12 protein-coding genes are annotated in these 12,257 nt (G+C 71.5%); 5 read left to right on the forward strand and 7 right to left on the reverse strand.

What is annotated here, in order from left to right:
- Nucleotides 1-383: 383 nt before the first annotated feature.
- From ABZ805_RS01815 to ABZ805_RS01830, 4 genes are all read left to right on the forward strand, one after another.
- Nucleotides 384-578 carry a DUF3046 domain-containing protein gene (locus ABZ805_RS01815; protein WP_358432880.1) on the forward strand — a complete coding sequence of 65 codons (195 nt, stop codon included), beginning with the start codon at nt 384-386 and terminating at the stop codon, nt 576-578.
- Between the two features lie 237 nt (nt 579-815).
- A complete protein-coding gene (recA, locus tag ABZ805_RS01820) occupies nt 816-1,862 on the forward strand; it encodes a recombinase RecA (RefSeq protein ID WP_358432882.1) in 1,047 nt (348 codons plus the stop codon).
- Nucleotides 1,863-2,224: 362 nt separating this feature from the next.
- Nucleotides 2,225-2,713, forward strand: a complete 489-nt coding sequence (locus tag ABZ805_RS01825; protein WP_358433066.1) for a regulatory protein RecX — start codon at nt 2,225-2,227, stop codon at nt 2,711-2,713.
- Between the two features lie 129 nt (nt 2,714-2,842).
- Entirely contained in the window at nt 2,843-3,526 is a 684-nt protein-coding gene (locus tag ABZ805_RS01830; protein WP_358432884.1) for an HAD family hydrolase, read from the forward strand.
- Nucleotides 3,527-3,696: 170 nt separating this feature from the next.
- On the opposite strand, the gene ABZ805_RS01835 is transcribed toward ABZ805_RS01830, so the two are convergent.
- From ABZ805_RS01835 to edd, 4 genes are all read right to left on the reverse strand, one after another.
- Nucleotides 3,697-4,440 (reverse strand): hypothetical protein, encoded by a 744-nt coding sequence (locus ABZ805_RS01835; RefSeq protein ID WP_358432886.1) that lies wholly within the window; start codon nt 4,438-4,440, stop codon nt 3,697-3,699.
- A 26-nt stretch (nt 4,441-4,466) separates the two neighbouring features.
- A complete protein-coding gene (locus ABZ805_RS01840) occupies nt 4,467-5,867 on the reverse strand; it encodes a polysaccharide deacetylase family protein (protein WP_358432888.1) in 1,401 nt (466 codons plus the stop codon).
- 283 nt (nt 5,868-6,150) lie between these two features.
- Nucleotides 6,151-6,774, reverse strand: coding sequence for a bifunctional 4-hydroxy-2-oxoglutarate aldolase/2-dehydro-3-deoxy-phosphogluconate aldolase (eda, locus tag ABZ805_RS01845; protein ID WP_358432890.1), 624 nt, complete (start codon nt 6,772-6,774; stop codon nt 6,151-6,153).
- Nucleotides 6,775-6,856: 82 nt separating this feature from the next.
- Nucleotides 6,857-8,719 carry a phosphogluconate dehydratase gene (gene edd / locus ABZ805_RS01850; RefSeq protein ID WP_358432892.1) on the reverse strand — a complete coding sequence of 621 codons (1,863 nt, stop codon included), beginning with the start codon at nt 8,717-8,719 and terminating at the stop codon, nt 6,857-6,859.
- 354 nt (nt 8,720-9,073) lie between these two features.
- Between edd and ABZ805_RS01855 the strand changes: the two genes are divergently transcribed.
- Nucleotides 9,074-9,706, forward strand: coding sequence for a hypothetical protein (locus tag ABZ805_RS01855; protein ID WP_358432894.1), 633 nt, complete (start codon nt 9,074-9,076; stop codon nt 9,704-9,706).
- A 22-nt stretch (nt 9,707-9,728) separates the two neighbouring features.
- Here ABZ805_RS01855 and ABZ805_RS01860 read toward each other — a convergent pair whose 3' ends face one another.
- The 3 genes from ABZ805_RS01860 to ABZ805_RS01870 all read right to left on the reverse strand — a co-directional run bounded on the left by ABZ805_RS01860 (nt 9,729) and on the right by ABZ805_RS01870 (nt 12,209).
- Nucleotides 9,729-10,595, reverse strand: a complete 867-nt coding sequence (locus tag ABZ805_RS01860; protein WP_358432896.1) for an amino acid ABC transporter permease — start codon at nt 10,593-10,595, stop codon at nt 9,729-9,731.
- Nucleotides 10,592-11,242: an amino acid ABC transporter permease gene (locus tag ABZ805_RS01865; protein ID WP_358432898.1), complete on the reverse strand. Its 651-nt coding sequence runs from the start codon at nt 11,240-11,242 to the stop codon at nt 10,592-10,594. Before ABZ805_RS01865 ends, ABZ805_RS01860 begins: the two co-directional genes overlap by 4 nt.
- Before the next feature lie 73 nt (nt 11,243-11,315).
- A complete protein-coding gene (locus tag ABZ805_RS01870; protein ID WP_358432900.1) occupies nt 11,316-12,209 on the reverse strand; it encodes a glutamate ABC transporter substrate-binding protein in 894 nt (297 codons plus the stop codon).
- Between the last annotated feature and the right edge of the window lie 48 nt (nt 12,210-12,257).

Raw genomic sequence — 12,257 nt, forward strand, 5'->3', positions numbered from 1 at the left:
CCGGCGGAGAGCGTCGTCGTCCTGTCAGCGGCGAAGCCGCTGAGCAGCGACCACCCGAGCAACCGGCACCGCCGCGGGTTCTCAGCTGGTCCCTCGCGAGGACAGCGTTTTCGCATGTGGCGGAGCCACCTGCGAAAACGATCCCGCAGCGAGGGGCCAGCTGAGGTTCCGCCACTCGACCGCTGATCAAGACGAGCCGGACCCCGGGAAAGAGTTCAGCGGCGGCGGTTGTGCCAGAGCCAGCGGAGGGTGACGACTATCGCGGCCAGCAACATCGCCGCGATCACCAGCTGTCCCAGCGGGCTGGAGAGCCCGGTCGGGTCCGCTTGCATCGGCAGCACACCTCGACGGTACCCGGCCGGGCCCTCGGTAGGCTGGTCGCGATGCGACACACCGATTTCCGCGAACGCATGGCCGACGAGTTCGGCAGGCTGCGCGCCGAGATGCTCGCCGAGGACCACGTGATGTCGGAGCTCGGTGGCCGCACGGCGGACCAGGCCTTGGAGGCCGGTTTCTCGCCGAAGCAGGTGTGGCTGGCGCTGTGCGACGTCTTCGAGGTGCCGGCCGCGCGCCGCTGATCCGCTGCTCCGGCGGCCGTTCTTCACACGCAAGGGTGACGCGGTTGGCGTGTCGGCTCGATGATCGAACATCCGTTCGCCTATGATCGGATGCGCGGACCGGACCTCGGGATTCCACCGGCCCCGTCGCTCGGAACACGGGCGACCGGGTGGCCAGGGCATCCACCGGAGTGTCGGTCCCACCCCGTAGCGTCGTGCGCACACGACGAAGTCCGACTTGACCGAGGTGGACCCCCGATGGCAGCGACACCGGACAAGGGCAAGGCGCTCGAACTGGCCCTCGCCCAGATCGACAAGCAGTACGGCAAGGGATCGGTGATGCGTCTCGGCGACGAGACGCGGGCGCCGGTCGAGGTCATCCCGACCGGGTCCATCGCGCTGGACGTGGCGCTGGGCATCGGTGGCCTGCCACGGGGACGCATCGTGGAGATCTACGGCCCGGAGAGCAGCGGTAAGACCTCGGTCGCGCTGCACGCGGTGGCCAACGCCCAGAAGCTCGGCGGCACCGCCGCGTTCATCGACGCCGAGCACGCGCTGGACCCCGAGTACGCCAAGTCGATCGGGGTGGACACCGACGCGCTGCTGGTATCCCAGCCCGACACGGGTGAGCAGGCGCTGGAGATCGCGGACATGCTGATCCGCTCCGGTGCGCTGGACTGCATCGTGGTCGACTCGGTGGCCGCGCTGGTGCCGCGCGCCGAGATCGAGGGCGAGATGGGCGACAGCCACGTCGGCCTGCAAGCCCGGCTGATGAGCCAGGCGCTGCGGAAGCTGACCGCGGCCCTCTACAACGCCAAGACCACCGCGATCTTCATCAACCAGCTCCGCGAGAAGGTCGGCGTCATGTTCGGCAGCCCGGAGACGACCACCGGTGGCAAGGCGCTGAAGTTCTACTCCTCGGTGCGGCTGGACGTGCGGCGGATCGAGACGCTCAAGGACGGCTCGGACGCGGTCGGCAACCGCACCCGGGTCAAGGTGGTGAAGAACAAGACCGCGCCGCCGTTCAAGCAGGCCGAGTTCGACATCATCTACGGCATCGGGATCAGCCGCGAGGGCTCGCTGATCGACATGGGCGTGGAGCAGAGCATCATCCGCAAGTCCGGTGCCTGGTACACGTACGAGGGCGATCAGCTGGGCCAGGGCAAGGAGAACGCCCGCAAGTTCATGCGGGAGAACCCGGACGTGGCCAACGAGATCGAGAAGCGGATCAAGGAGAAGCTCGGCATCGGGGCCAAGCTCGATGACGAGCAGCAGGCCGCGGAGCCGGCTCCCGTCGAGTTCTGAGCCTGCTCGTGCCGGAAGACGACGACTACGCCCGATCATCCGGGGACGCCGAGTCCTCCCGGACCGGTTCCCGCGGTCAGCGGGCCGGTTCGGCGGGCCGACGGCGCAGCGGCGGTTCCGGTGGGCGAGGCGTGTGGCGCAGCACGGACCACGCGCCCCGTTCGCCGGACGGCGCCGCGGAACCGGAGTCCGCGGCGGGTGCGCCGGGCGACGACTCCGCCCGCTCCGAGTTCGTGTCGGCGGACGGTTCCGCCGCGCGCACCGGGAAGCGACGTCGCCGCAGCGAGCTGACCGCCGACGAGCCCGAGCCCGCACCGAGCGATCAGCGGAGCGGGCGGCGCCGGGAGGAGCGGCCGCCCGGCGTGCCGCAGTCCCCGGAGGCCACGGCCCGCGACGTCGTGTACCGACTGCTGGCGGTGCGCGCCCGCAGCCGATCCGAACTGCGGAACGCCTTGCTGCGCAAGGAGATCGACGAGGACGTCGCGGACGCGGTGCTGCAGAAGTTCGTCGACGCGGGCCTGGTCGACGACGCCGAGTTCGCCGAGGCCTGGGTGCACGAGCGGCAGCGCAACCAGGGCTTGGGCCGCAAGGCACTGGGCTACGAACTGCGGCGCAAGGGCGTCGACGAGCACCTCGTCGCCGAAGCCCTCTCCGCGGTGGACCCGGACGCCGAGGAGGAGCGGGCGCGGGAACTGGTGCGCCGCAAGCTCCGCTCGGCCCGGGTGGACGACCCGGAGAAGCTGCTGCGCCGGCTGGTCGGGATGCTCGCGCGGAAGGGCTATCCCGAAGGCCTCGCCTTCCGGGTGGCCAAGGACGAGCTCGGCCGAGCGGACGAGCCGGACCTGCCCTGAGCGCGGGAACGGCGCGGTCCGGCACGTCGGACGGGGTGACGTAGCACGCGCCCGGCGGGCGGAACCGGAGATCTCCGGTCTTCGCTAGGCTGCCCGCTCGGACGTCCGGAGTCGAGGAACAGGGGTGACATGCGGGTCGGTGGTGGCGCGGACACGGCGGCACGGCACATCGTGTGGGACTGGAACGGCACGTTGCTCGACGACAACGACGCCGTGGTCGCGGCGGTGAACGCGGTCTGCGCGGAGTTCGGCAGAGATCCGATCGACCTCGAGCACTGGCGATCGGTGTTCAGCCGCCCGCTGCAGCAGTGCTACGAGCGGCTGCTGGAGCGCCCGCTGACCGAGGCGGACTGGAACAAGCTCGACGTGCTGTACCACCAGCACTACCGGGAACTGCTGCACACGGCGCGGCTCGCCCCGGGCGTGCCGGACGAGCTGCGCACCTGGGCCGCGGCCGGCCGGACCCAGTCGTTGCTGTCGATGTGGTTCCACGACGAGCTGGTCCCGCTGATCGCGCAGCTGGAGCTGGCGCCGTTGTTCGAGCGGGTCGACGGGCTGCGCACCGACGTCGGCGGCGGCGCCAAGGCCGAACACCTCGAACGCCACCTCGCGGCGCAGCGGCTGCACCCGGCGGACGTGGTGCTCATCGGGGACGTCCTCGACGACGCGCGCGCCGCCGAGCAGATCGGCACCGGCTGCGTGCTGGTGACGACGGGCGTGATGAGCCGGTCCGCCCTGGAATCGGCGGGCGTGCCGGTCGTCGACTCCATCCCGGACGCCCTCGAACTGATCACCGAGGACCTCGCGGCCTGACGGGGCAGACGACCTGACGAGTCTGACGGTCCTGACGGGTCTGACGGTCCCGACGGGCCTGACGGTCCGGACGGGCAGACGGGTCTGACCGACTCGACCAACCTGACCGAACCGGCCGGACCGGTCGACCCGCCCGGACCGAAGCCGACCGAACCGAAGCCGACCGCCCGTCACCAGGTCGTCGGCGGCGAGGTCGTGACGATTCGCCGCCACGGCCCGTCGGGCACGTCGGACTCCGCCACGAAGCGCCAGTTCACCCGGTCCTGCGCGCCGTTGAGCCGGGTGAACCCGAGGCAGCCGTTCAACGCGGGCGAGACGTCCAGGCCCGCCCCGTTGAACCGGGTGTTCACCGGCCGCGCGTCGTCGTGCCCGAACACGTAGCGGGCGTCGTGGTATTCGGCCGGCCCCGCGTCCTGCACCTGCCCGAAGCAGACCGCACCGCCCCTGGTGAGCTGCACCCAGCGGTTCTTCAAGTAGCTGAACCCGCGATCGTGCTCGCGTCCCGCGTAGCCGGGGTCGCGGCTCCACGGCACCACGTCGGCGCGCTGCGCGAAGGCGACCGGATCGTTGAGGTCGTCGAACGGCAGGTCCAGGTAGAACGGGTTCTCCCGCGGGGCCATCCGGGTCGGGAAGTACCCGTTGCGCGCGGTGCGCGGTTCCGTCTCGCACCGCCCGCCGACCAGCACCCCGTCGCAACCGCCGTAGTGCTCCTGCCACGCCGAGTCGTAGGTGGAGATCACCTGGCTGCCGTCCGAGGCGTCCGGGTCGAGCACTTCACCGACCCAGAACGTGGTCGCCACGATGCCGGTGTGCCAGGGGTAGGTGCGGCCGGGCACCGGTTCACCGCCCGCGCAGGACGCGGTGAGCAGGGCCGCGGCCAGGGCCGCCACCGCGCGCATCCCCGGCGGCGGCATCCGCGTTCACCTCGTTCTCCGGTCGGTCACGGGCACAGCCACCGCCGCGGCTGCCACCAGGGCAGTTCGCGGCAGGAGCTCTCGTTGGTGGCCTTCGCGTCCACTCGCACCCGGTAGTCGTCGGTGGTGACCGAACCCGGTGAGAACAGGGCGAGCCCGTAGCTGAGCCCGGTGGCCTCCTCCGGGATCGGCGGGGTCGTCCAGTAGGCCTTCGACCACTGCGCGGCGGGCGCGTACGTAGGACCCGCCACCCAGTAGCGCCACTGCCCGGCCCGGTCCCGGTAGTACACGGCGAGCTGGGTGGGAGCGGTCGATTTGTACCAGGTGCTGAGCGTGTAGTTGTGCCCGGTGTGCGCGGGCAGCGCGTACTCGCCGAGGTCGAGCGTCGTCATCAGCTTCGCGTCGCCGTCGGTGAACCGGGTCATGTCCAGCCGTTGCGCCCAGTTCCCCCCGTGCGCGTCGCGGGTCCTCGTCCACACCGGCGTGTTCGTCCCCCACCCGCCGGTCTCCCAGCCGATCGGGACGCCGTCCGGCCCGGCGTCTTCGAGGGAGGCGTTCACCGGGCGGGCCCGGTCCTGCGGCGGTGGTGCCCGGTGCACGGGTGCGGTCCGGCCGCCCACGACCTCGTGCACGGTGCGCACCGGAGTCCCGCGGTCGTGCAGCCAGCCGGCGAATTCGTCGAGGACCCGCGGGTTGAGGCCGAGCGGGCCGCACATCTCGCAGGTCTGGTGCAGCACCAGCGGCACCCATCCGCCGCCCGCGTCGTCGGCGCGGGTCACGGCGGCTTTGAGGTCGTCGAGGGTGGTCTCCCGCCGGATCATGCCGGGGGAGCGGATCTCGAAGGGATCGGCGGGCGGCATGGTCTCGGCGTCGGGGCAGTCGGCGCAGTCCCCGGGCGCGCGCAGGCCGCCCATGGTGCGGGCGCTGTTGTACCCGCAGTCCCGCACGGCTTTCCGCACGGCGTCGTCGGTCTCGTTGAACGGCGTGGTGAACGAGGTGGCCGAGTAGCCCCACTGCTCGAGGTTGGCGCGGTCGTCGCAGATCTGCCTGCGCATCTCGTCGGGGCTGACCGAGGTGAGGTCGGGGTGGGTGACGGTGTGCCCACCGATCTCGTGCCCGGCGTCGGCGATGCGCCGCAGCTCGTCGTGGCCGAGGTAGCCGGGGCTGCCGATGGCGCCGGAGATGATGTAGAAGGTGCCGTGCATGCCGTGCCGCTGCAGGACTTCGGCACCGGAGGTCTGCGAGACGCTGCCGTCGTCGAAGGTGAAGCTGACGACGGTCCCGCCGCGCGGGGTGCGGTCCGGTTCGGCGCCGGCGGGGACGCCCGCGGCGACGCCGAGCAGCGCGGTGAGCAGCAGGGCGCCGAGCGCTCGCCGGGGCCGTTGCGGCGGCTCCGGCGAGCGGTGTCGGATGGCGCGCAGGTGCATTCGGTGACCGTCCCAGCGTCGAGGTGCCTCGACGCTACGAGTCGCCGCGGGGGACCGGATCGCCTGCGGAGGGGACGACACCTACCGCGTCCGCGGGAGGACGCGCGCGGGGATCAGCCCAGTACCGGGACCATTCCAGTACCGGGACCATTCCAGTACCGGGACCATTCCAGTACCGGGACCATTCCAGTACCGGGACCATTCCAGTACCGGGACCAACCCAGTACCGGGACCAACCCAGTACCGGGACCAACCCAGTACCGGGACCAACCCAACGCCGAGATCAGCCCAACGCCGCGGCCTGCCGGGCCAGCGCTTCGACCTGTCCCCACTGCCCGGCGGCGAGCAGTTGCTTCGGCGCGAGCCACGATCCGCCGACGCAGCCCACGTTGGGCAGCGCCAGGTACCGGCCGGCGTTGTCGACGCTGATGCCGCCGGTGGGGCAGAACCGCAGCTGCGGCAACGGCCCGGCGAGGGACTTCAGGTACGGCACTCCGCCGCTGGGTTCGGCGGGGAAGAACTTCATCGCGGTGACCCCGCGCTCGGCGAGCCGCATCGCTTCGGAGATGGTGCTGATCCCGGCGAGGTAGGGCAGCCCGGCGGCGTCGACGTCGTCGAGCAGCCGGTCGGTGGCGCCGGGCGTGACGATGTACCGGGCGCCGGCTTCGCGCACCTTGTCGGCTTGGCCGACCTCGGTGATGGTGCCCGCACCGACGACGATCTCGGGGACTTCCGCGGCGAGCCGTTCGATGGCGGGCAGGCCGGCGGGGGTGCGGAGGGTGACTTCGATGGTGCGGATGCCGCCGCGCAGCAGCGCCTGGCCCAGCGGGACCGCGTGGGCGACGTCGTCGAGGGCGACGACGGGGACGACGGGGCTGAGTTCGAGCACTTCGGAGGCAGTGTTCATGGTGGTGTTCACCTGTTCTCGGTAAGCGCCGGTGCGGGCGGTCGGCTGTCCTGCGCCGCCCCGGGCGCCTCGGGCGGGTGGATCAGACGGGCAGGTCGCTGGGCGCGTCGGTGCGCTGCCGCGGTGCGAACACGCTAGCGCCCTGGTCGGCGCGGCCGACGGCGTGGCGGAACGCGGTGAACAGTTCGCGGCCGGTGCCGTGCTGGGTGGTGGCGGCGCCGGGGGCGGGTTCGCGGGCGGCGAAGTCCTCGTCGCCGACGAGCACTTCGAGGGTGCCGTTCTCGGCGTCGAGCCGGACCATGTCGCCGTCGCGCACCCGCGCGAGCGGTCCGCCCGCGGTGGCTTCGGGGGTGAGCTGGATGGCGGCGGGGATCTTGCCGGAGGCCCCGGACATCCGCCCGTCGGTGACCAGCGCGACCTGGTGCCCGCGGTCCATCAGCACGCCGAGCGCGGGGGTGAGCCCGTGCAGCTCGGGCATGCCGTTGGCCTGCGGACCCTGGTTGCGGATGACGACCACGACGTCCTGGTCGAGCTCGCCTGCGCGGAACAGTTCGGTGAACCGGTGCTGGTCGTCGAAGACGCGCGCGGGCGCGGTGACGACGCGGTGCTCGGGCTTGACCGCGGAGACCTTGATGACCGAGCTGCCGAGGTTGCCGCGCAGCACCCGCAGGCCGCCGTCGGGTGCGAACGGGTCGTCGACGCCGCGCAGCACGTCCGGGTCGAGGCTGTCGGCGGGGGCGTCGCGCCACACCAGCTCACCGTCTTCGAGGAACGGCTGCTGCCGGTACCGGTCGAGGCCGTATCCGGCGACGGTGTGCACGTCGGGGTGCAGGAATCCGGCGTCGAGCAGCTGGCCGACGAGCGTCTGCACGCCTCCGGCGGCGGCGAAGTGGTTGATGTCGGCGGAGCCGTTCGGGTAGACCCGCGACAGCGAGGGCACGACGGCGGAGAGCTCGGCGAAGTCGTCCCAGGTGAGTTCGATGCCCGCGGCCGCGGCGATGGCGGGCAGGTGCAGCGTGTGGTTGGTGGATCCGCCGGTGGCGAGCAGGGCGACGACGCCGTTGACGAGCGCGCGTTCGTCGAGCAGTCGGCCGATCGGGGTGCGTTCCTCGCCGCGGGCGAGCTGCACGACGCGCCGCGAGGCCTCGTCGGTGAGGGCGCGCCGCAGCGGGGTGCCGGGGGCGACGAAGCTGGAGCCGGGCAGGTGCAGCCCCATCACTTCGACGACGAGCTGGTTGGAGTTCGCGGTGCCGTAGAAGGTGCAGGTGCCGGGGGAGTGGTAGGAGGCCGATTCGGCTTCGAGGAGGTCTTCGCGGGTCGCCTTGCCCTCGGCGAACAGCTGCCGGATGCGGCTCTTCTCGCCGTTGGGCAGCCCGGAGGGCATCGGCCCGGCGGGCACCAGGATCGTCGGCAGGTGCCCGAAGGCGAGGGCGCCGATGAGCAGCCCGGGCACGATCTTGTCGCACACGCCGAGCAGCAGCGCCCCGTCGAACATCTCGTGGGAGAGCGCGACGCCGGTGGCCATGGCGATCACGTCGCGGGAGAACAGCGAGAGCTCCATGCCCGCGCGGCCTTGGGTGATGCCGTCGCACATGGCGGGGACGCCGCCGGCGAACTGGGCGACGCCGCCCGCGTCGCGCACCGCGTCCTTGATCCACGCGGGGTATTCGTCGTAGGGCTGGTGTGCGGAGAGCATGTCGTTGTACGCCGACACGATCGCCACGCCCGGCTTGGTCTCGCCGCGCACCGCGATCCGGTCGGCGCCGCTACAGCCTGCGAAGCCGTGGGCGAGGTTGCTGCAGGGCATCCCGGCGCGGGTCGGTCCGTCGGCAGCGGCGGCGGAGTCGATGCGTTCGAGGTAGTCGCGCCGGGTGCGGGCGCTGCGCTGCGCGATGCGTTCGGTGACCCGCTGAACGATGGGATGGATGGCCGCGTGCGTCGCCATTCCTCGCCTCCTGAGCGATCAGTGCTGATGAGCGCTGTGCGGGGCGACGACATTGGCGCCTTCGTGACGGCAGCCACACTAATGGGTGTGACGGGGAAGTCAAAACCGATCCAGAATTCGTTGCGAGTGTGAACGCTACATGTCGACCGGATGACTAGTGGCCGTACGCACCGTTCACTGTGCTGTTGAGCTGCTGCGATCCGAGCACCGCCGGGCGCCCGCGGGACCGGCGGGAACGGTCCGGTCCCCGACCGCGCCGCGCGAATTCTGGGGTTTTCCCGAGCACCTGGAACGGCGTCCGGTCCGGTCGGGGAAACGCCCGCCGTGATCCGCTCGACTGGCAGGATGGTGCGCATGCGCACGGGAGTGGTGGCAGTGGTGCTCGCTGGCGGACTGGCCCTGACCGGATGTTCGGCGGGCGGCGGCGAACCGGAGCAGCAGCCGCCGCCGAGCGCGCCGGTGCCGGTGTCCTCGCCGTCCACTGCTCCGCAGCCCGCCGCGGCCCCGCCGCCTCCGGTCGAGCTGGGCGGCTCGTCGACCTTGGAAGAGGTGCGCAGGCGCGGCTCACTGCTGGTGGGGCTGCGCGCCGAGGAACCCCGGTTCGCGACCCGCGACGGCGGCCACTACCGCGGTTTCGACGTGGAGGTGACGGAGTTCGTCGTGCGGGAGCTGGGCTTGGACCCGCGTACCCAGATCTCGTACCGGATGCTGCCGCCGACGTTGCGCGACGGTTCGCTGGCGCGCGGCGAAGTGGACCTGCTGGTCGGCGGTGCCGAACCGGGGGACTCGGGGGTGGACGCGGTCGGCCCGTACGCGGTGACCGCGGACGGGACCGAGCACTACCTGGGCATCAAGTCCGGTGATGCGGCGCTGCACGACCGGATCGACGCGGCGCTCGCCACCGCGGTCCGCGACGGTGCGTGGCAACGCGCCTACGACGAGACCCTCGCGACCGAGGGCGTGCAGGCCCGCCCCGCCCCGCGCTGAGGCGGGACGGGGCGGACCCGGATCACTCCGCCGCCTGGGCCTGCGCGGCGCGGGCGGTGGTGCCGCCGCCCTTGCGGCCCTGGCTGAGCCTGCGCTCGGTGTAGACCGCGGCCCGGCTCAGCGCGTAGTTGATCACCACGAACAGCACGCCGACCGCGAGGTACATCTGAATCGGGTTGTTCAGGTTCTGGATGGCGATCTGCCCCAGCCGGACCACGTCGACGTAGGTGATGATGAAGCCCAGCGAGGTGTCCTTCACGACCACCACGAGCTGGCTGATCAGCGCGGGCAGCATCGCCCGGAACGCCTGCGGCAGCAGCACGGTGCGCAGCACCTGCGAACGCCGCATCCCGATCGCGTAGGCGGCTTCGCCCTGGCCGCGCGGCAGCGACTGGATGCCGGCCCGCACGATCTCCGCGATGATCACCGAGTTGTACACGGTGAGGCCGATGACCAGGTACCACATCACCGACATGTCCAGCCCGAACGTGGGCAGCACCCGGCTGGCGAAGAACACCGCGATGACCACCGGCACACCGCGGAGCAGTTCGACGACGCCGACGATGGCCCACCGGTACCAGCGGGCCGCGACGACGCGGGAGACCGCCAGCAGCGTGCCGACCAGCAGCGAGAACACCATCGCCAGCGCGGCGGCCAGCAGCGTGTTGGCCAGCCCGGTGCCCATCAGCGTCCACAGCGGGACGAAGGTGCCGTCGGTCGGGTCGATCAGCGGACCCCACTTCTCGGCGGTCAGCTGGTCGTTGGCGCCGAGGGTGTACAGCACCCAGGCGAGCACCGCGGCCAGCACGACGCACACCACGACGCTGAGCACGACGGCGCGGCGCTTGGCGGCGGGCCCGGGGGCCTCGTAGAGCACGGAGTTCGTCATCGGGCGATCGCCACCTTCCGCTCCAGGGCGCCGAGCAGCAGCCCGGCCGGGATCGTGATCACCAGGTAGCCGAGCACCACGCCGGTGAGCACCGGCAGCGCGGCCTCACCGCGCGCCGAGGTCAGCGTGTCGGCGACGGCGAACAGGTCCCCGCCGACGCCGAACGCGCCCGCGATCGCCGAGTTCTTGATCATCGCGATGAAGACGTTGCCCAGCGGCGGCACCACGGTGCGGATCGCCTGCGGCAACACGATCAGGCGCAGCACCTGGCTGAACCCGAGGCCGATGGCGCGCGCCGCTTCGGCCTGGCCGGGCGGCACGGCGTTGATGCCGCTGCGGATCGCCTCGCACACGAAGGCGGAGGTGTAGAGCGCGAGCCCGATGGTGCCGAACCAGAAGTACGAGCCGTTCAGGCCCAGTTCCGGCAGCCCGAAGGCCATGAAGAACAGCACCACGGTCAGCGGGCAGTTGCGGAACACGGTGACCCACGCGGTCCCGGTGGCCCGCAGCGGCGGTAGCGGCGCGACCCGGAAGGCCGCGATGACGGTCCCCAGGACCAGCGAGATCAGTCCTGCGTACAGGCATATCTGCAGCGTGCGCAGGAGCCCGCTCAGGTAGAGGGGCAGGTTGTCGGTGATGACGTGCACGGTTCTCTCCGGCTCTGCGGACAGGGAGGACCGGTGGGGGCGTCGCTGGACGCCGCCCCGCACCGGGAGGTGATCAACTGCAGGGGTCCAGCTGCGGCAGCGGAGGGGTCTCCGGCGACACCTTGCCCGCGGTGGCCGCCCAGGACTTCGCGTACGTCCCGTCGGCCACGGCCTGGGTGAGGGTGTCGTCGATGAACCGGCAGAACTCCGCGTCGCCCTTCTTGATGCCGACCCCGTAGGGCTCCTTGGTGAACTGCCGGTCGACGAGCTTGAACCGGCCGTTGCCCTGCTGGACCAGGCCCATCAGGATCACGTTGTCGGTGGTGACGGCCTGGACCTGGCCGGTGCGCAGCGCGTCGGCGCACTTGGAGTAGACGTCGAACAGCGTCAGGTTCTCCGGGTCGACGTACTGCTTGATCTGCTCGGCGGGCGTGGAGCCGATGACCGAGCAGACCTTCGCGCCGGTGGGGCGCAGCGAGTCCGGGCCGGTGATCGTGTCGTCGTCCGAGGAGACCATCAGGTCCTGGCCCGCCTCGTAGTACGGGCCGGCGAAGCTGATCCGCTGCTTGCGCTTGTCGTTGACCGTGTAGGTGGCCACGACCATGTCGACCCGGTCCTGCTCGATGATCTCCTCGCGGGTCTTGCTCGGCGCCTCGACCCAGTCGATCTGCTCGGCGGGGATGCCGAGCTTCGCGGCGACGATCTTGCCGATCTCGACGTCGAAGCCCCGCGGGGTGCCGTCGAGACCTTGGAGGCCGAACAGCGGCTGGTCGAACTTGGTGCCGATCCGGACGGTGCCGGACTGCTGCAGCTTCGCCATCGTGGTGCCGGGCTCGAAGTGCGCGTTCGGGTCGACGGGCACGACGGTGCCGGTTTCGAGGCGGTTCTCGCTGTTGCCCCCGCAGGCGGTCAGCGCCAGCGCCATCGACGCCGCCAGCACGCCCCAGCGCACGCTGCGCGCTTTCATCTCGGATGCCCCTCTCTGGAGGTGTACGGCTCCTGCGTCCCCGCGCGG

The organism is Saccharopolyspora sp. NPDC047091 (assembly GCF_040643635.1).
Taxonomy (GTDB): domain Bacteria; phylum Actinomycetota; class Actinomycetes; order Mycobacteriales; family Pseudonocardiaceae; genus Saccharopolyspora_C.